Genomic DNA, 17944 nt, shown 5'->3' on the forward strand with positions numbered 1-17944 from the left:
AACGCTTGCCCATGTCCATTTCATCGCAACGCCGTCCCTTTCTGCGGGGGCTGCTGATCGGCCTGCTGGCCCTGACGCTCAGCCCGCTGGTCAGCGCCGATCCGGCCAAACGCCTACGCATCGGCATCACCCTGCATCCCTACTACAGCTACGTGACGAACATCGTCGGCGACAAGGCCGAGGTGGTGCCGCTGATTCCCGCCGGCTTCAACCCCCACGCCTACGAGCCCCGGGCCGAGGACATCAAGCGCATCGGCAGCCTGGACGTGATCGTCCTCAACGGCGTGGGCCACGATGACTTCGCCGATCGCATGATCGCCGCCAGCGAGCGCCCGGACATCCCACTGATCGAAGCCAACGAGAACGTGCCGCTGCTGGCCGCCACCGGGGTCGCCGCCCGGGGCGCCGGCAAGGTGGTCAACCCGCACACCTTTCTCTCCATCAGCGCGTCCATCGCCCAGGTCAACAACATCGCCCGGGAGCTGGGCAAGCTGGACCCGGCCAACGCCAAGACCTACACCCAGAACGCCCGGGCCTACGGCAAGCGCCTGCGCCAGTTGCGCGCCAACGCCCTGGCCAAGCTGACCCAGGCGCCCAATGCCGACCTGCGGGTGGCCACGGTGCACGCCGCCTACGACTACCTGCTGCGCGAGTTCGGCCTGCAAGTCACCGCGGTGGTGGAACCGGCCCACGGCATCGAGCCCAGCCCCAGCCAGTTGAAGAAGACCATCGACCAACTGCGCGAGCTGGACGTCAAGGTGATCTTTTCGGAGATGGACTTCCCCTCCACCTACGTCGAAACCATCCAGCGCGAGTCCGGGGTCAAGCTCTACCCGCTGTCGCACATTTCCTACGGCGACTACAGCGCCGACAAGTACGAGAAGGAAATGCAGGGCAACCTCGACACCGTGGTCCGGGCCATCCAGGAGGCCGGGGCATGACCGCCATCGAAACCCTGCTGCGCGGCCCGGCCGTCGAGTTCGACCAGGTCGGCCTGACCCTGGGCCGCACCACCATCCTCGACCGCGTGACCTTCCAGGTGCAGCCCGGCAGCGTGCACGCGCTGGTGGGCCCCAACGGCGGCGGCAAGAGCTCGCTGATCAAGACCCTGCTGGGGCAGATGCCGCACCAGGGCCAACTGCGCCTGCAATGGCCCGGCGCTCCCGGCACCATCGGCTACGTGCCCCAGGCCCTGGAATTCGACCGTGGCCTGCCGATGACCGTGGACGACTTCATGGCCGCCATGTGCCAGCGGCGCCCGGCCTTCCTCGGCCTGAGCCGGCATTTCGCCCAGGCGATTGGCGACGCCCTGGAACGGGTCGGCATGCAGGACAAGCGCAAGCGACGCATGGGCGCCCTGTCCGGCGGTGAACGCCAGCGGGTGCTGCTGGCCCAGGGCCTGATCCCGGCCCCGCAACTGCTGGTGCTGGACGAACCGATGTCGGCCCTGGACGAGGCCGGGATCCAGGTCTTCGAACGCCTGCTCCACGACTGGCGCCAGAGCGGCATCACCCTGCTGTGGATCGAGCACGACCTGGAAGCCGTGGGCCGCCTGGCAGACCGGGTCACCGGCCTCAACCGCCGGGTGCTGTTCGACGGTCCGGCGCAACAGACCCTGACCCCGGAGCGCCTGCTCAGCCTGTTCTCCACCCATCCACGAGCCGCCGGGAGCGCTGCCTGATGACCTATGAAGCTTTTCGCCTGATGGTCCAGGGCTGGGCCTCGGCCGGCTACCTGCCCGAAGCCCTGGCCTACGGGTTCGTGGTCAATGCGCTGCTGGCCGGCCTGCTGATCGGGCCGGTGCTCGGTGGCCTGGGGACCCTGGTGGTGGTCAAGCGCTTCGCCTTCTTCTCCGAAGCCGTGGGCCACGCGGCACTGACCGGGGTGGCCATCGGCATCCTGCTGGGCGAGCCCTACACCGGCCCCTACGGCAGCCTGTTCGGCTACTGCCTGCTGTTCGGCATCCTGCTCAACTACCTGCGCAACCGCACCGGGCTGGCCCCGGACACCCTGATCGGGGTGTTTCTCTCGGTGTCCCTGGCCCTGGGCGCCAGCCTGCTGCTGATCCTGGCCGGCAAGATCAACGTGCACATCCTGGAGAACGTGCTGTTCGGCTCGGTGCTCACGGTCAACGGCAACGACCTCTTGGTGCTGTTGATCGTCGGCGCCCTGGTGCTGGGCCTGAGCCTGCCGCTGTACAACCGCATCATGCTGGCCAGCTTCAACCCGCAGCTGGCGGCGGTGCGCGGGGTGGCGGTGAAGACCCTGGACTACCTGTTCGTGATCCTGGTGACCCTGATCACCGTGGCGGCGGTCAAGGTCATCGGCGCGATCCTGGTGGGCGCGCTGCTGGTGATTCCGGCCGCTGCCGCCCGCCTGCTCAGCCAGTCGCTCAAGGGCTTCTTCTGGATCTCGGTGAACATCGCCACTGTCAGCACCCTGTGCGGCATCTTGCTGCCGATCATCTTCGACCTGCCGGTGCCCTCCGGCGCGGCCATCATCCTGGTGGCCGGCGTGGCCTTCGCCCTGGCCGCCATCGCCCGCGGCACTGTCCCCAGCCTGAAAGGGAATATCGGATAAATGCACAGTTCACTGCGTCACTTGTCATTGCGTCAGCTGAGCCTGGCCCTGATCCTCGGCGGCCTGATCAGCACCCCGGCCCTGGCCGAGCGCGACCACTTCGAGCCGATGCGCGTGGTGGCCAGCCATGGCATGGGCAATACCGCGCTGCACAGCGCCGCCTCGCAGAAACCGCTGACGGTGCTGGCCTCGCTGCCGGTGACCTTCGGCCTGGGGCAGATCCTGCTGCAAGGCACCCCCATCAAGCTGGAGCGGGCGGCCCCGGCCAACCTCCCCGGCTCGCGGCAGACCGCCTATTTCACCGGGCGCGGCGCCCCGGCCCTGAGCAAGCTGGCGCTGGATGCCGACGCGGTGATCGGCTTGCGCTCGATCTGGCCGGACGACCCGCTGTACCCCAACGCCCGGCGCAGCAACATCCGCATCGTCGAGATCGATGCCGCGCGCCCGGTGGATGGCGCCCTGCCCGGGGTGGCCCTGCAACCGGGCCAGAGCGACGGGCTCAACGCCCAGCCCTGGCTGTCCAGCAACAACCTGGGGCGCATGGCGGATGTGCTCGCCGCCGACCTGGCACGCCTGGCCCCCGAAGCCAAGCCCCAGATCGAGCGCAACCTGGCGGGGCTGAAACAACGCCTGCTGAAACTCAGCGCCGACAGCGAAGCGCGCCTGGCCGAGGCCGACAACCTCAGCGTGCTGAGCCTCTCCGAGCACTTTGGCTATCTGGTCAGCGGCCTGAACCTGGAGCTGGTGGAAGTCGACGCCCGCGCCGACAACGAATGGACGCCCGAAGCCCTGCAGAAGCTGCAAGCCCGGCTCAAGGACAACGACGTGGCACTGGTCCTGCACCACCGCCAGCCGTCCGAGGCACTGAAAGCCGCCGTCAGCGCCGGTGGCAGCCAGTTGCTGGTGCTGGAAACCGACAGCGCCGACCCGCTCGGCGAACTGGAAGGCAACCTGCAAAAAGTCACCCAGGCCCTGGCCTTGTAGCCGCTGCCGCAGGCTGCGAACCGCCTGGGCGGCACTCCGACGCAGAGACCCGGTGCTCGACAGACAATCGCCAGGCAAGGTCCTGCGGACCTTTGCGCAGCTTCGCCATGGCTCTGCAGCGGCTACAGTCGGCATCAGGGGCCGCTTACATATTTGCTCAAGATTGTGCTCATTGCCCGGTGCTAGTCTGCGCTTCGCAAAAATGCCCAGACAGGACCCCCACGCCATGAGCGAATACCTGACACTCAACAAGACCAATTGGGACGAACGCGCGCCCTTGCACGCCGCCTCGGCGGATTACGCGGTGCAGCGCTTCGTCGATGACCCGCAGTTTCTCTCCGACGTGGTGCAGTTCGACCGCCCCCTGCTGGGCGACATCCAGGGCCTGCGCGGCGTGCATCTGCAATGCCATATCGGCACCGACACCCTGTCCCTGGCCCGCCTCGGCGCGCAGATGAGCGGGTTGGATTTTTCCTCGGCGTCCCTGGCTGAAGCCCGGACCCTGGCCCAGCGCTGCCATACACCCATCGACTACCACGAGTCGGACGTGTTCCTGGCCGCCGAGGTGTTGCCAAAGGGCAGCTTCGATCTGGTCTACACCGGCATCGGCGCGCTGTGCTGGCTGCCGAGCATCGAGCGCTGGGCACAGACCGTCGGCGCCCTGCTCAAGCCCGGTGGCCGGCTGTTTATCCGCGAAGGGCACCCGATGCTCTGGGCCCTGAATGAAGATCACAGCGACTCGCTGCGGGTGGAATACCCCTACTTCGAACGCAGCGAGCCGCTGGTCTGGGAGGACGAAAACACCTACGTGCAAACCGAAAGCAGCCTCAAGGCCACGGTGACCCACGAATGGAACCACGGCCTGGGGGAAATCATCAGCGCCTTGCTGGCCCAGGGCCTGGAAATCACCGGGCTGGTGGAGCACCAGAGCATTCCCTGGGAAGCCCTGCCCGGGCAGATGGTGGTGGATGAACGCGGCGAATGGCGACTCAAGCAAGCGCCATGGCGCCTGCCACTGAGCTACACCCTGCAGGCCGTCAAGCGCCTGGCCTGATCGCCCGGCATGAAAACCCCGTCAAACTCAAGACGCCAGCGCCTTTGTAGCCGCTGCCGCAGGCTGCGAACGGCTCCGCAGGAGGCGCTGCTCTTGAGATCGCTGAAGGGCCTGCGGCCCTTGGCGCAGCTTCGCCGTGGCTCAGCAGCGGCTACAGCAATAATCTTGATCCGGGTTTTGTAGCCGCTGCCGCAGGCTGCGAACGGCTCCGTAGGAGGCGCCGCTCTTGAGATCGCTGAAGGGCCTGCGGCCCTTGGCGCAGCTTCGCCTTGGCTCAGCAGCGGCTACAGCAACAATCTCGATCCGGGTTTTGTAGCCGCTGCCGCAGGCTGCGAACGACTCCGTAGGAGGCGCTGCTCTTGAGATCGCTGAAGGGCCTGCGGCCCTTGGCGCAGCTTCGCCGTGGCTCAGCAGCGGCTACAGATCAGCCGGCCACGGGCTGCTGGTCCATCTTCTGGCGCAGGCTCAGGGGGCGCATGTCGGTCCAGACTTCTTCAATGTAGGCCAGGCACTCCTTCTTGAAACCGCTCTTGCCCACGGTGCGCCAGCCTTGCGGCACGGCCTTGTAATCGGGCCAGATCGAGTATTGCTCTTCGTGGTTGACCACCACCTGGAACAGGATGTCCTCGCGGTCGAATACGGAAGTCATTGCTTGTCTCCATCGCTGATTAGGGACGCCGCACCCCAGGCGCGGCGGTTGTGTAGAAGGAACGAATCAGGGCCAAAAAAAATTAGAGGCTGGCCACCGCGGCGGCCACTGCCTTGCTGAAGATGTCCGCCACCTGATCGATCTGCGCCGCGCTGATGATCAGCGGCGGCAGGAAGCGCACCACGCTGCCATGGCGCCCGCCCAGTTCGAGGATCAGGCCGCGCTTGAGGCATTCACGCTGCACCAGGGGAGCCAGACGCAAATGCTGTGGCGGATGGCCCTGGGCGTCCGGCGCGCCGGCCGGGTCCACCAGCTCGACGCCGAGCATCAGGCCACGGCCGCGGACATCCCCCAGTTGCGGGTAGTCGCGCTGCAGGATCAGCAGGTGCTCGCGCAAACGCTGACCCATCGCGGCCGCGTGTTCGGGCAGCCGCTGTTCCTTGAGGTAGCGCATCACCGCGGAACCGGTGGCCATGGCCATCTGATTGCCGCGGAAGGTGCCCGCGTGCGCCCCCGGCTGCCAGGTGTCGAGCCAGTCGCGATAGACCATCACCGCCAGCGGCAGGCTGCCGCCGATGGCCTTGGACATCACCACCACATCGGGAATGATCCCGGCGTGCTCGAAGGCGAACATCTTGCCGGTGCGACCGAAGCCGCTCTGGATTTCATCGACGATCAGCGCCACCCCGGCCTGCTCGGTGATACGCCGCAACCCTCGCAGCCAGTCCAGGTCCGCCGGGATCACCCCGCCCTCGCCCTGCACCGCCTCGACGATCACCGCCGCCGGCAGGGCCACGCCCGCTTCAGGATCGTTCAGCAGGTTTTCCAGGTAATGCAGGTTGACCTTGACCCCCTCGGCGCCACCGAGCCCGAACGGGCAACGGTAGTCGTAGGGGAACGGCAGAAACTGCACACCGTTGTTGAGCAAGCCGGCCAGGGCCCGCTTGGGCCCCAGGCTGCCCATCAGGCTCAGCGCGCCCTGGCTCATGCCGTGGTAACCGCCCTGGAACGACAGCACGGTGCTGCGCCCGGTGGCGGTGCGCACCAGTTTCAACGCGGCTTCCACGGCGTCGGTGCCGGTGGGGCCGCAGAACTGGATCCTGGCTTCGGTGGCCAGGGCCTCGGGCAACAGGCCGAACAGGTCCTGGACGAACTGGTCCTTGACCGGGGTGGTCAGGTCCAGGGTCAACAGCGGCAGTTCATCGGCCAGTACCTGCCGGATCGCGGCGATCACCACCGGGTGGTTGTGGCCCAGGGCCAGGGTCCCGGCACCGGCCAGGCAATCGATGAAACGCCGGCCTTCGACATCCTCGACATGAATGCCACTGGCCCGCTTCAGGGCCAGGGGGATGCGCCGTGGGTAGCTGCGGGCATTGGATTCCTGACGGTTCTGACGGGCCAGCAGGGGCGACTCGTCGAACTGGTAAAGCGTCTCGGCCGGGATGGCGGCAAGGGCCACCGGCTGATCGTCCATAAGGCTGGTAACGGCTGACATGTCTCGAACCCTCGCGCTGCAATTTGAGCAAAACGGCCACCGGCCGAATGCGCAGCCCAAGCGCGGGTGCACACTGACAGGTTTTCCTGTTCTAAAAACGCACCAGCGAGGTCGGGATTTACACCCCGGGACGAGGAAATTGCACATACCGCCCCGTAGGAGCCAGCTTGCTGGCGAAGGCGATCTCACGGGCCCCTTCGCTGGCAAGCCAGCTCCTGCGGCGGACAGGCGGAACGTACAAGGCCCTGTAGGAGCCCGCTTGCTGGCGAAGGCGGTCTCAAAGGACCCCTTCGCTGGCAAGCCAGCTCCTACGGTGGACAGGCGGAACGTACAAGGCCCTGTAGGAGCCAGCTTGCTGGCGAAGTCGGTCTCACGGGCCCCTTCGCTGGCAAGCCAGCTCCTACGTTGGGCAGGCGGGACGTAAAAGGCCTTGTAGGAGCCAGCTTGCTGGCGAAGGCGGTCTCAAAGGCCCCTTCGCTGGCAAGCCAGCTCCTACGGTGGGCGGTGATGGGTCAGGCGGGGTGGGCAGGCAGGGTCAGTTCGACCCGCAGGCCGTCAGGACGGCTGTCGAAGTTCAGCTCGCAGCCGCAGCGCTGGACGATGGCCTGGACAATCGCCAGGCCCAGTCCGCACCCCGTGCTCTGGCTGTTGCGCCAGAAGCGCTGGGTCAGGTGCTGCAGGTCTTCCTGGGCAATCCCCGGGCCATGGTCACGCACCTGGAAACGCAGGCGACCGGCCACCAGCTCCAGGTTCAACTCCACCGGGCAGTCTTGCGGGGTGTGGCGCAGGGCGTTGTCCAACAGGTTGCGCAAGGCGGCAATCGCCAGGGTCGAGGGCATGGCCACCGGGGCCTCGGCGGCGTGCTCTCCCAGGTGCACCTTGACCCGCTGCCGGGCGCCCACGGCAGCATCCTGGATTGCCAGGCGAACCACTTGCTCGGCATTGCAGTGCACGCCGTCATCGAACGACAGGCTGCCCTCGACCCGAGCCAGCAACAGCAGTTGCTCCAGGGTCCGGTGCAGGCGGTCGGCGCCCTCCTCGGCCCGGGCCAGGGATTGATCCCGGGCCGCGCCGTCGGTCATGCGCGCCACCTGCAGGTGGGTCTTGATCGCGGTCAGCGGGCTGCGCAGCTCATGGGCGGCGTCGCCGGTCAGGCGGCGTTCGCGCTCGATGGTCTTGGCGATGCGCTGGAACAGCTGGTTCTGGGTGTCCACCAGCGGCCGCAATTCGCTGGGCATGGGCTGGATCTGCAACGGCTCCAGGGAGTCGGCGCTGCGGCGCATCAGCGCGTCGCGAATCCGGTTCAACGGCGCCAGGCTCTGGCCGATGCCCAGCCACAACAGCCACAGGCAACCCAGCAGGGCCACCCCCACCGGCACCGAAGCGGCCAGCAGCACCGACATGTTCAGGGCTTCGCGTTCCACCTGGCGGTCGGCGGTGGTGATGCGCAGATCACCGCGCACCAGGGTGAAGGTGCGCCAGGGCGCGCCGTCGATCATCTGGTCGTGAAAGCCCAGCTTCTCGGCTTCCAGAGTGTGTTCAGGCGTGCTGTGGCTGCGGGCCAGGACCTGCCCGCGCAGGGAGCTGACCTGACAGGCCATGCCCCCGGGAATGGTCAAGGCCGCGCTGGCAATGGGATGGGCGTGGGTGTCGGAAGGCAGCGCCGGCATCTGTTCCAGCAGGCCGGCCACCATGCGCGCCGAGGCCACCAGGCGTTGGTCCAGGGAAAACATCATCTGATTGCGCAGATCGCTGAGCATCCAGGCCGCGGCCAGGGTCCAGATCAGAATGAAGGCGGCGCCCAGGGTCACGCTCAGGCGCAGGCGCAGGCTCCTCACTTATGACTTCTCCTGGCTATCGGCCGGCCCTAGGCGATAGCCCAGGCCGCGCACCGTCTCGACGATGCCGTTGCCGAGTTTGCGCCGCAGGTGGTGGATGTGCACGTTGAGGGCGTTGCTTTCCAGCTCATCGTTGAACCCGTAGACGCTGTCCTTGAGCTGTTCGCTGGACAGCACCCGGCCGCGGTTGTGCAGCAGGGCCTGGAGCAGCGCCTGTTCGCGCCGGGACAGGTCCACCGGTTCGCCGCCCAGGCGGGTTTCCCGGGTACTGGGGTCGTAGGTCAGGCGCCCGTGCTCGATCAGGTTGACGCTGCGCCCCGCCACCCGGCGCAACAGGGTGTGCAGGCGCGCCGCCAGTTCCCGCAGGTCGAAGGGCTTGAGCAGGTAATCGTCTGCCCCGGCCTGCAGGCCGTCGACCCGATCGGTCACCGAGTCGCGGGCGGTGAGGATCAGCACCGGAATCTCCAGGCCCTGCTGGCGCTGTTGCTTGAGCAACTTCAAACCATCTTCATCCGGCAGGCCCAAGTCCAGTACCATCACGTCGAAATCGGCCACGCCGAGCATGGCCCGCGCCGCCGAGGCAGAGGCCACATGCTCGACCGTCAGGCCCTGGGCCGTGAGGCCGGCGACTATTCCGCTGGCAATCAGCTCATCATCTTCACAGACAAGTACGTGCATGGTCGGTCCTGTAACGAAAGGCGTTGATTAGGCAGGCAGCGGATTAAGCGGACATTATGCCCGGCGCCGCCCTGCAACAACCCAAGTATGGTTAATCATCGGTTAATCAGGACCCGCCATTGTGCTTCCCACTTGCACCGGTTTAAGGCTTGACCATGCGTCGATTGCTCATCTTGCTGTTTATGCTGTTCACCACCCTGGCAGAAGCCGGCAACAATCCGTTCGAGGTCAAGCCTGACTTCCTGCCGGTGGACAAGGCCTTCACCTTCACCTCCGAGCGCCTGCCTTCCGGGGAAACCCAGCTGTTCTGGCAGATTGCCGACGGCTACTACCTGTACCAGAAACGCCTGAAGTTCGACGGCCTGGCCCAGGACCATCAGCCGGCCCTGCCGGACGGCGAACACCACAGCGACGAGTTCTTTGGCGAACAGACGGTGTATCGCCAGGGCCTGGAAGTGAAGCTGCCGGCAGCCGCCAGCGGCAAGGTCAAGCTGGGCTGGCAGGGCTGCGCCGACGCCGGCCTGTGCTACCCGCCACAGACCCTGGAGGTCAACCTGGGGGGCGCCCCCGCCGTTGCTGCCGGCAACAGCGCCGCAACCGGCAACGGCACGGCCCAGGACCAACTGCTGGCCAACGACCTGCAACAAAAATCCTGGGGCCTGGGCCTGCTGGCCTTCTTCGGCTTCGGCCTGCTGCTGGCCTTCGCCCCTTGCTCACTGCCGATGCTGCCGATCCTCGCGGGGATCGTGGTCGGCAGCGGCGCCAGCCCGCGTCGGGGCCTGGCCCTGGCCTCCAGCTACGTGCTGTGCATGGCCCTGGTGTATGCCGGCATGGGGGTGATCGCCGCCCTGCTGGGCAGCAACCTGCAGGCCTGGTTGCAACAGCCCTGGGTGCTGGGCAGCTTCGCCGCGCTGTTCGTGCTGCTGGCGCTGCCGATGTTCGGCTTCTTTGAACTGCAAATGCCCGCGTTTCTGCGCGACCGCCTGGAGGGCGCCAGCCGCCAGCGCCAGGGCGGCAGCCTGATCGGCTGTGGCGCTCTCGGCGCGCTGTCGGCGCTGTTGGTGGGTCCGTGCATGACCGCCCCCCTGGCCGGCGGCCTGCTGTACATCGCCCAGACCGGCAACGCCCTGTTTGGCGGCCTGGCGCTGTTCGCCCTGGGCCTGGGCATCGGCCTGCCGCTGCTGTTGCTGGTGACCCTGGGCAACCGCTTCCTGCCCAAGCCGGGGCCCTGGATGAACCTGCTCAAGGGCGTGTTCGGCTTCCTGTTCCTGGGCACCGCTATCTATATGTTGCGCCCGGTGCTCGACACCAGCCTGTGGATCGGTCTGTGGGGCGCCCTGGCCCTGGTACTGGCCTATTGCGCCTGGCAGCAACGGGCCATCGCCGGGCGCCTGCTGCACCTGTTCGGCGCCGCCGCCGTGCTGTTCGGCCTGTGGGGCAGCGTGCTGCTGGTGGGCGCCGCTGGTGGCAGCGATGACCTGTGGCGACCGCTGAAGGTCTACAGCGGTGGCAGCGTGGCCAGCAGCGCCACCGCCCACGATGCCTTCACCACCGTCAAGTCGCCCGCGGAACTGCAACGTGCCCTGGACAGCGCCCAGGCCCAGGGCCAATGGGTGCTGCTGGACTACTACGCCGACTGGTGCGTGTCCTGCAAGATCATGGAGAAGACCGTGTTCGGCCAGCCTCAGGTCCAGGACGCCCTGAAGGACGTGCGCCTGCTGCGCCTGGACGTGACCCTGGACAACGCCGACGGCCGCGAACTGCTGGGCCGCTACAAGGTACCGGGGCCACCGAGCATGCTGTGGATCGGCCCGGACGGCAGCGAACGCCGCAGCCAGCGCATCACCGGTGAAGTGGATGCCAACACCTTCCTGCAACGCTGGACCCAGACCCGGGAAGCCCGTTGATGCTGACCTTTACCATCGGCACCTTCGCCATCGCCCTCAACCACCTGCTGCTGATCAGTGCCCTGGCCCTGGCCACCCTGGTGGGTTGGCGGGTGGCCAAGCGCGGCGGCGACAACCCGGAATCGGTGCTGTTCATGCTGTTCCTGCTGGGCATGCTCGCGGCGCGGATCTGCTTCGTCATCGCTTACTGGAAGCACTACCAGCACAACCTGTGGCTGATCATCGACCTGCGCGACGGCGGCTTCCTGGCCTGGCCGGGGGTCATCTTCATGCTCCTGGCAGCCCTGGCCTGGGGCTGGAAACGCCCACCGCTGCGCCGCCCGCTGGGCGCCGGTATCGCCAGCGGCCTGGCCTTCTGGCTGCTGGCCAGCCTGTCCCTGACGCTCTACGACCAGGGCACCCGCCTGCCGGAAATGCCCCTGCGCAATGCCACAGGCGACACCGTGCAGCTCACCGACTACCAGGGTGGGCCACTGGTGATCAACCTCTGGGCCACCTGGTGCCCGCCGTGCCGGCGAGAAATGCCGGTCCTGGAGCGCGCTCAGCAGCAACGTCCGGACCTGACCTTCCTGTTCGTCAACCAGGGCGAAAGCATGCAAAGCGTGGCCACCTTCCTCGCCACCCAGGAACTCAACCTGGACAACGTACTCTTCGACAGCGGCGGCCGCCTGGGCCAGGCCGTGGGCTCCATGGCCCTGCCCACTACACTGTTCTACAGCGCCGACGGCCGCCTGCTGAGCAGTCACCTGGGTGAACTCTCGGAAGCCAGCCTGGCCCGTGCACTGGAAAACTTCGACGACGCCCATCCGACCCCGGTCGCCCCTGCAAGGAAACTGCCATGCCCTTCATCCGCCACCTGCTGAGCCTGTCCCTGGGCGCAGCCCTGCTCAACGCGCCGCTGCTGCAGGCCGAAGAACTGCCCGCACCGATCCGCAAGATCGAAGAAAAAGGTGCCAAGATCATCGGCAGCTTCGATGCCCCGGATGGCCTCAAGGGCTACGCCGCGCAGTACCAGAACCGTGGCATGACCCTGTACCTGACCCCGGACGGCAAGCACGTGCTGCTGGGCAACCTGTACGACGCCGACGGCAAGGACCTGAGCGCCGAACCCTTGCAGAAGCTGGTCTACGCACCGATGGCCAAGGAAGTCTGGAACAAGCTGGACAAAAGCAACTGGATCGCCGATGGCAAGGACGACGCACCGCGCATCGTCTACCTGTTCAGCGACCCCAACTGCCCCTACTGCAACATGTTCTGGGAGCAAGCCCGGCCCTGGGTCAAAGCCGGCAAGGTGCAGCTGCGGCACATCATGGTGGGCATCATCCGCGAAGACAGCCCGGGCAAATCCGCCGCCCTGCTGGCCGCCAAGGACCCGCAACAGGCCCTGCAAGAGCATGAGAAAGCCGGCAAGGGCAGCGCCCTGAAACCCCTGGCGAGCATTCCCGCGGCCGTGCAGGCCAAGCTCGACGCCAACATGAAACTGATGGAAGAACTGGAGCTGTCGGCGACCCCGGCGATCTTCTACCTCGACGACAAGGGCGACTTGCAACAACAGCAAGGCGCCCCGGCCCCAGGCAAGCTGACGCAGATTTTCGGCCCGAAATAAATCCCCGCCCCTGTAGGAGCCGGCTTGCCGGCGAAAGCGTCCTTGCGACGGGCGCCTGACTTGCGGGCCCCTTCGCTGGCAAGCCAGCTCCTACGACAGCAGGTGAACACCTCGCCATTGTGCAGCCTCTGTAGGAGCCGGCTTGCCGGCGAAAGCGTCCTTGCGATGGGCGCATGACTTGCGGGCCCCTTCGCTGGCAAGCCAGCTCCTACGACAGCAGGTGAACACCTCGCCATTGTGCAGCCTCTGTAGGAGCCGGCTTGCCGGCGAAAGCGTCCTTGCGACGGGCGCCTGGCTTGCGGGCTCCTTCGCTGGCAAGCCAGCTCCTACGACAGCAGGTGAACACCTCGCCATTGTGCAGCCTCTGTAGGAGCCGGCTTGCCGACGAAAGCCTCCTTGCGACGGGCGCCTGACTTGCGGGCCCCTTCGCTGGCAAGCCAGCTCCTACGAGGGAAGAATCGCGCTTCAACCGTGGCGCTGTAAAAACGCCAGCAAGGCCCGGGTCACGAATTCCGGATTCTCACGGCTGGAAATATGCCCCGCCTCGGGCACCAGCTGGTAAGGGCAGCCGATGCGTTCGGCCATCTCGATGGTTTCCGCCGGTGGCCGCGGCTGGTCCTGGTCGCCACACAGCAGCAAGGTGTTCGGCCCATCCAGGTGCTGCAGCTGATCCAGCACATCCGCCCGGCTGAAGGTGATGCGCCCCATGGGTATCACGCTCTGGCGCAGGCGCTCGGCCGGCAGCGCCGCGAGGCTGGCGCGAAAATCCTGATACAACGCCAACTGCCGATCGATACCCGGGCGGAAGAAGATCGGCACCACGATATCCAGCAGCGGCTCGGCGATCAGGCCGCTGTCCTCGATCTGCTGGAACAGGGAAAAGTAGTATTGCCGGGTCGGCTCCGGCTCGGCCCCCAGGTAGGTGTCCATCAGCACCAGACCGTCGATGCGCTGCGGCGCCGCCAGGGCCAGACGTGCACCCCACATGCCGCCCACCGACAAGCCCACCAACGTCACCCGCTCGATCTGCAGATGATCGAGCAAGGCCAGCATCTGCCGCGCCACATCGTCCAGCGACGCGGTGCCTTGCGGCAACGGCCCGGACTGGCCATGGCCCCACAGGTCCACCGCAATCACCCGGTACTGCGCCGACAACGCCTCGATCTGCGGCGCCCACATGCTGGTGTCCCACAAATAACTGCCGGCCAGGAACACCACCGGCCCCTGGCCCTGGTCAAGGTAGTGCAACGGTTGTCCATCGAGGGTGGCGAAAGGCATCGGCTAGCTCCTGTAGGGAATGACGAAAAAGGTCCGACAGACTGTGCCGCGAACCAGGCTCAGTCAATCGGACCGGGGCGACAAAAACGTATCAGGAAATGCCCGGATTCACGGCCCGCGCTGGCCGTCGAGCAAGGCCTCCACCACCGCGCGGGCCATCTCCACCGAATGCACCATGGACCAGATCAGCCCGCGCTCCAGGCCGCTGCCCTGCTGGGTGATTTCATCGCAGACCTCTTCAGCACATTTGAGCAGCAGCGCCACATGCACCAGGGCCTCTTCGGCGCTAACGCCTTCGCGCACGCTGAACAGCGAGTCGGGGGAAACGGCTTTGGCTTGGGTCGTGAGCTGGAACAGCGCGGGGTCCAGCGGTTGCCGGGCCAGGGCCACGCGCAGGGTGGCGTTGGCGGCCTTGAGTTCGGGATCGCGATAGGACGTGGGGGGATCGGGGACGAGCTTTTTCATGGTCAAACTCCTGGTAATGACAAGGAGCTGACACCGTTCGCTTGCACACGAATAAGGTGGCAGCCGTACGCGGGTGTGCAAGACCGAGTTACCAGAACCCCGGCAGATCCGAAGATCTCCCGCGCACGGCCGCCATAACACGGCGAACATGAAATCGCTCAGGCATGACTGAGCGCTTATGCGTCTGGTAACAGTCGGACTTGCACATCCGAGCCATCGATTGGGCGATGGCTCCGGAACCCTAGCCCGCCCACCAGGCGCATTCAAGCGGCCCGCAGTTTCTCGGATTTGCCTTACAAAAGAAAGCGACTAAACGCCGTTCCAGCGACCTTCCAGCCGGCTTGCCGGCGAAGGCGTCCGTCAGTTTGGCGCATGGCTTGTGGGCCTCTTCGCTGGCAAGCCAGCTCCTACAACACGTATCCCCACCCATCACACGTAACTACACCCGTAGGAGCCGGCTTGCCGGCGAAGGCGTCCTTCAGGCTGGCGTATGGATTACGGGCCTGTTCGCTGGCAAGCCAGCTCCTACAGAGGGCGTGTCCGCCTTAGGGCTGGGCCTCAGCGGTACTCTTCAGGCGCTTCGCGCTCGAGGATTTCTTCGAGGTTGCTCAAGTCATCGCGTGCCTTGAGCAGGTCGCTGACCTGGTCGATCCACTCCTGCTCCGAAGCAATCCCCGCCCACGACTGGCTGCCGAAGCCGTGATATGGCCGATCGTCAAAGGTGCTGATCAGCAACTGGTTGAAGCGCCTGGTGTCCAGGTTGTTGCGCTGGACCTGCACTTGCAGCGCCCCCAGCACTTTCTGCTGCTCTTGCGGGTTGGGGCGATAGTGGTAGAGCCGCGGCGTGCTGAGCACCAGGAACTCCGGTGGCAGGTTTTCATCGATGGCCGCCTGCAGGCGGTAATGACCGTCGAGGATCAGGTGGCAGTTCAGGCCGCTGACGTACCACAGCAGGATCGGCGGCAAGCTGCCTTCGCGGGCTTTTTTGCGCCACCATTTCAAGCGTCCGGAATGGGGGTCCACGGCATGCAGGCCGACCACCGCCGCGCCGCCCTCGTACAACTCGACCCAGCGCGCCGAGCCGGGCTGCTGGTTGTCGAGGATGTTGCGGCCGTAGATCGCCCACTGCGGCATATGGCTCTGGGCGTCTTCGCCGCCCTTGAAGTACCAGGCTTCGGTGCCGCTGAGCAGCGGCCGCAGGGGTTTCTGGGACGCCGGGCGCAAGGCCCGCACCAGCCAGGAGCCGGGGTAGAAGAAGTCCGGCTGGTGCTGCATCAGTTGCTCGACGAAGAAGCGGCTCCAGGCCTTGAGGCGCAGGGCCGGGTCGAGGCGCGCCTGTTGTTCAACCTGAGGCGAGTCGATGGGGCCCACCAGGGTTTGCGGCAGTTGCTCCGGCAGGTCATTGCGCACCAGCCACACGCCATAGCGGCAGTGCGACATGGTGCCCCAGAGCAGAGTCTGGTCCCCCAGCACCAGCTGCATGCGGCGGTTGTCGCCACTGAGCAGGCACAGGTTGGGCTTGCCACTGGCCGGGCGTTTGACGTCCACGCCGAGGCCGTTCCACTGGCCGGCCAAATCCTCGATGTCACGCCAGAAAAGCTGTTCCACGATTGTCCCTAATCCTTTATCAATGACCGGCCCTGCGGCGGGCGGGCGCGAATATAGCAGAGTGTTTGGGGACTTGTTCGCCGGCAAGCCGGCTCCTACACGCAGCCCCCCTGTAGGAGCTGGCTTGCCAGCGACACGGCCAGCGCCCTATCCACGCCGGGCAATCACCGCCTCCATCTGGTCCTCCAGCCCTTGCCCGCTCAGGCACTGGCGCACCTCGTCGCACCACTGCGATTGCGGCTCGTTGCCGGCCCAGGCCGGGGTAGCGCTGCGGTACTGCGGCCGGTCATCGAACGCCTGGATCAGCACCCGGTTGAGATGCTCGGTGCTCAGGGCCGGGTTGCGCGGCACCGCGTCGCCGCGCTTGCGCAGTGAATCCATGACCCGCTGCTGATGCTCCAGGCTCGGCGTGAAGTCGCGCTCGCGGGTGGCGCTGAGGACGATGAATGATGGCGCGAGGTTTTCCGCGATGGCCGCCTGCAAGCGGTAATGCCCATCGATGACCACATAGGAGGCCAGCCCGCCGACGTACCACAGCAGAATCGGCGGCAGGCTGCCTTCCCGGGCCTTCTTGCGCCACCACTTCAAGCGCCCAGCCTCGGGGTCGACCCGGTGCAGGCCGATGAGCTTGCCGCCGCCGTGCCACCAGTCGATCCACTCCAGGGTCTGGGGTTGCAGGTTGTCGAGAAAATCCTCGCCGTACAGGTGCCAGCTGGGCACGTGGGTCAAAGGATCGATCACCGAGGTGAAGCGCCAGTGGTCCAGGCCGTTCGCGGTGCTGGAGGGCTCCGGCAGCAGGCTCTGGGCCAGCCAGAAACCGGGGGTGAGGAAGTGCCGGGCGCTTTCGCTGAGGCGGCTGACGAAATAGCGGCTCCAGGCCTTGATCCGTAGCTCAGGCGCCAGGGCTGCGTACTGTTGGACTGTGGGTGAATCGATGGGGGCCAGCATTCGGCATTCGGCGCCTTCCGCCAGCGGGTTGCGCACCAGCCAGACGCCGCCGTGATCCCAGGCGAAGGTGGCCCAGAACAGTGGCGTGTCGTGGTGCATCAGCTTGATCCGGGCATTGGTGCCGGTGCGCAGGTGCAGCGGCGGCCTGTCCGTGGCACCCGGTTCGACCTCGACACCGAGGCCACTCCAGTTGCCCAGGGTGTCTTCGATGTCGTGCCAGTAAAGCTGTTCTGCCATGGTTCCGGTCCTTGAACTGTCTGAAACGACAAAGCCCGACAGGGCTGCTGTCGGGCAATGCGCGGCGGACTATTTCAAACTGAAGGTTATTTAGCCATTGGCCCCATTCATGGTTGCAGCAATAGCAGCAGCCCATGCGTCACGGCCAAATAGTACAAATCGAGACTCTATACCCTGCTTTGTAAAAACAGATAAAGAGTTGGGGAAAACGGGGATAAAACCTAAAAATCTAGTCCACGCCGGCTGCAATGACTGGACGTTTGAGATTTCAATCTCGTCAGGAGCGCTTTGGAAGTTAATTTTATGCGCGACAAATAGCAGACGCTGGTTCGTCAGAAAAAGCCTTCCGCCCACCGTCTCAATATTTCTTTGAAGGTTTGCCGGCCCTTCTTTGATGATTTTTTCGCCGCCTCGCAACTCTGCTTTCATTCGGTGCATCCTTGTTATTTTTTCTTCATGCTCAGTCCAATCGATAAGGGCAAACAAAAACCCTTAGCTGAATACTGCCTTTCTATTTCCCCCCTGAATAGGCTTCCTGTAGAGACCGCTCGGTTATGCAACGGCCATAAAGCCTGAATGCGCGACCTTCCTGAAGGAGTGAGGCGCAGCCTTTGGGG

General features: G+C 65.7%; 17 protein-coding genes. 8 read left to right on the top strand and 9 right to left on the bottom strand.

The annotated features are described in order from the left end of the window. Nucleotides 1-11 precede the first annotated feature (11 nt). The 5 genes from POS17_RS20970 (at nucleotide 12) to POS17_RS20990 (ending at nucleotide 4618) form a co-directional block, all read left to right on the top strand. Nucleotides 12-941 (top strand): metal ABC transporter substrate-binding protein, encoded by a 930-nt coding sequence (locus tag POS17_RS20970; protein WP_060840349.1) that lies wholly within the window; start codon nucleotides 12-14, stop codon nucleotides 939-941. After that, a complete protein-coding gene (locus POS17_RS20975; RefSeq protein ID WP_060840350.1) occupies nucleotides 938-1681 on the top strand; it encodes a metal ABC transporter ATP-binding protein in 744 nt (247 codons plus the stop codon). Before POS17_RS20970 ends, POS17_RS20975 begins: the two co-directional genes overlap by 4 nt. Continuing rightward, the gene (locus POS17_RS20980; protein ID WP_060840351.1) at nucleotides 1681-2580 is read left to right on the top strand and encodes a metal ABC transporter permease; all 900 of its coding nucleotides are present in this window, start codon (nucleotides 1681-1683) and stop codon (nucleotides 2578-2580) included. The genes POS17_RS20975 and POS17_RS20980 overlap by 1 nt, the downstream gene beginning before the upstream one ends. Continuing rightward, on the top strand, nucleotides 2581-3564 hold the full coding sequence (locus POS17_RS20985; protein WP_060840352.1) for a metal ABC transporter solute-binding protein, Zn/Mn family: 984 nt from the start codon (nucleotides 2581-2583) through the stop codon (nucleotides 3562-3564). It abuts the gene before it with no gap. Between the two features lie 226 nt (nucleotides 3565-3790). Further along, nucleotides 3791-4618: a class I SAM-dependent methyltransferase gene (locus tag POS17_RS20990; protein ID WP_060840353.1), complete on the top strand. Its 828-nt coding sequence runs from the start codon at nucleotides 3791-3793 to the stop codon at nucleotides 4616-4618. 424 nt (nucleotides 4619-5042) lie between these two features. On the opposite strand, the gene POS17_RS20995 is transcribed toward POS17_RS20990, so the two are convergent. The 4 genes from POS17_RS20995 to POS17_RS21010 form a co-directional block, all read right to left on the bottom strand. After that, the gene (locus POS17_RS20995) at nucleotides 5043-5267 is read right to left on the bottom strand and encodes an MbtH family protein (RefSeq protein ID WP_060840354.1); all 225 of its coding nucleotides are present in this window, start codon (nucleotides 5265-5267) and stop codon (nucleotides 5043-5045) included. Between the two features lie 82 nt (nucleotides 5268-5349). Beyond that, the gene (locus POS17_RS21000; RefSeq protein WP_060840355.1) at nucleotides 5350-6762 is read right to left on the bottom strand and encodes an aspartate aminotransferase family protein; all 1413 of its coding nucleotides are present in this window, start codon (nucleotides 6760-6762) and stop codon (nucleotides 5350-5352) included. Between the two features lie 512 nt (nucleotides 6763-7274). Next, entirely contained in the window at nucleotides 7275-8600 is a 1326-nt protein-coding gene (locus tag POS17_RS21005) for an ATP-binding protein (RefSeq protein ID WP_060840356.1), read from the bottom strand. Next, nucleotides 8601-9278, bottom strand: a complete 678-nt coding sequence (locus POS17_RS21010; RefSeq protein ID WP_060840357.1) for a response regulator — start codon at nucleotides 9276-9278, stop codon at nucleotides 8601-8603. A gap of 155 nt (nucleotides 9279-9433) precedes the next feature. Between POS17_RS21010 and dsbD the strand changes: the two genes are divergently transcribed. The 3 genes from dsbD to dsbG are packed head-to-tail and all read left to right on the top strand — an operon-like array spanning nucleotide 9434 to nucleotide 12791. Continuing rightward, on the top strand, nucleotides 9434-11185 hold the full coding sequence (gene dsbD, locus POS17_RS21015; protein ID WP_060840358.1) for a protein-disulfide reductase DsbD: 1752 nt from the start codon (nucleotides 9434-9436) through the stop codon (nucleotides 11183-11185). Further along, nucleotides 11185-12048 (top strand): TlpA disulfide reductase family protein, encoded by an 864-nt coding sequence (locus POS17_RS21020; protein ID WP_060840359.1) that lies wholly within the window; start codon nucleotides 11185-11187, stop codon nucleotides 12046-12048. The genes dsbD and POS17_RS21020 overlap by 1 nt, the downstream gene beginning before the upstream one ends. Continuing rightward, nucleotides 12024-12791 carry a thiol:disulfide interchange protein DsbG gene (gene dsbG / locus POS17_RS21025; protein ID WP_060840360.1) on the top strand — a complete coding sequence of 256 codons (768 nt, stop codon included), beginning with the start codon at nucleotides 12024-12026 and terminating at the stop codon, nucleotides 12789-12791. Before POS17_RS21020 ends, dsbG begins: the two co-directional genes overlap by 25 nt. Before the next feature lie 465 nt (nucleotides 12792-13256). Here the strand turns inward: dsbG and POS17_RS21030 are convergent, their stop codons facing one another. From POS17_RS21030 to POS17_RS21050, 5 genes are all read right to left on the bottom strand, one after another. Continuing rightward, a complete protein-coding gene (locus POS17_RS21030) occupies nucleotides 13257-14069 on the bottom strand; it encodes an alpha/beta fold hydrolase (protein ID WP_060840361.1) in 813 nt (270 codons plus the stop codon). Between the two features lie 108 nt (nucleotides 14070-14177). Further along, the gene (locus tag POS17_RS21035) at nucleotides 14178-14534 is read right to left on the bottom strand and encodes a DUF6124 family protein (RefSeq protein ID WP_060840362.1); all 357 of its coding nucleotides are present in this window, start codon (nucleotides 14532-14534) and stop codon (nucleotides 14178-14180) included. A gap of 558 nt (nucleotides 14535-15092) precedes the next feature. Then, entirely contained in the window at nucleotides 15093-16142 is a 1050-nt protein-coding gene (locus POS17_RS21040) for a hypothetical protein (protein WP_060840363.1), read from the bottom strand. A 147-nt stretch (nucleotides 16143-16289) separates the two neighbouring features. Next, nucleotides 16290-17327: a ParB/Srx family N-terminal domain-containing protein gene (locus POS17_RS21045; RefSeq protein WP_060840364.1), complete on the bottom strand. Its 1038-nt coding sequence runs from the start codon at nucleotides 17325-17327 to the stop codon at nucleotides 16290-16292. A 90-nt stretch (nucleotides 17328-17417) separates the two neighbouring features. Continuing rightward, nucleotides 17418-17756 (bottom strand): hypothetical protein, encoded by a 339-nt coding sequence (locus tag POS17_RS21050; RefSeq protein WP_060840365.1) that lies wholly within the window; start codon nucleotides 17754-17756, stop codon nucleotides 17418-17420. Between the last annotated feature and the right edge of the window lie 188 nt (nucleotides 17757-17944).

The sequence above is a fragment of the Pseudomonas sp. Os17 genome (assembly GCF_001547895.1).
GTDB lineage: Bacteria > Pseudomonadota > Gammaproteobacteria > Pseudomonadales > Pseudomonadaceae > Aquipseudomonas.

Bases quoted from the DNA above. Each gene is read 5' to 3' on its own strand.
- dsbG (WP_060840360.1), top strand. From the start codon at position 12,024: ATGCCCTTCATCCGCCACCTGCTGAGCCTGTCCCTGGGCGCAGCCCTG.
- POS17_RS21035 (WP_060840362.1), bottom strand. From the start codon at position 14,534: ATGAAAAAGCTCGTCCCCGATCCCCCCACGTCCTATCGCGATCCCGAA.
- POS17_RS21020 (WP_060840359.1), top strand. From the start codon at position 11,185: ATGCTGACCTTTACCATCGGCACCTTCGCCATCGCCCTCAACCACCTG.
- POS17_RS21010 (WP_060840357.1), bottom strand. From the start codon at position 9,278: ATGCACGTACTTGTCTGTGAAGATGATGAGCTGATTGCCAGCGGAATA.
- POS17_RS21000 (WP_060840355.1), bottom strand. From the start codon at position 6,762: ATGTCAGCCGTTACCAGCCTTATGGACGATCAGCCGGTGGCCCTTGCC.
- POS17_RS21030 (WP_060840361.1), bottom strand. From the start codon at position 14,069: ATGCCTTTCGCCACCCTCGATGGACAACCGTTGCACTACCTTGACCAG.
- POS17_RS20970 (WP_060840349.1), top strand. From the start codon at position 12: ATGTCCATTTCATCGCAACGCCGTCCCTTTCTGCGGGGGCTGCTGATC.
- POS17_RS20995 (WP_060840354.1), bottom strand. From the start codon at position 5,267: ATGACTTCCGTATTCGACCGCGAGGACATCCTGTTCCAGGTGGTGGTC.
- POS17_RS20985 (WP_060840352.1), top strand. From the start codon at position 2,581: ATGCACAGTTCACTGCGTCACTTGTCATTGCGTCAGCTGAGCCTGGCC.
- dsbD (WP_060840358.1), top strand. From the start codon at position 9,434: ATGCGTCGATTGCTCATCTTGCTGTTTATGCTGTTCACCACCCTGGCA.
- POS17_RS21045 (WP_060840364.1), bottom strand. From the start codon at position 17,327: ATGGCAGAACAGCTTTACTGGCACGACATCGAAGACACCCTGGGCAAC.
- POS17_RS21050 (WP_060840365.1), bottom strand. From the start codon at position 17,756: ATGAAAGCAGAGTTGCGAGGCGGCGAAAAAATCATCAAAGAAGGGCCG.
- POS17_RS20980 (WP_060840351.1), top strand. From the start codon at position 1,681: ATGACCTATGAAGCTTTTCGCCTGATGGTCCAGGGCTGGGCCTCGGCC.
- POS17_RS20990 (WP_060840353.1), top strand. From the start codon at position 3,791: ATGAGCGAATACCTGACACTCAACAAGACCAATTGGGACGAACGCGCG.
- POS17_RS20975 (WP_060840350.1), top strand. From the start codon at position 938: ATGACCGCCATCGAAACCCTGCTGCGCGGCCCGGCCGTCGAGTTCGAC.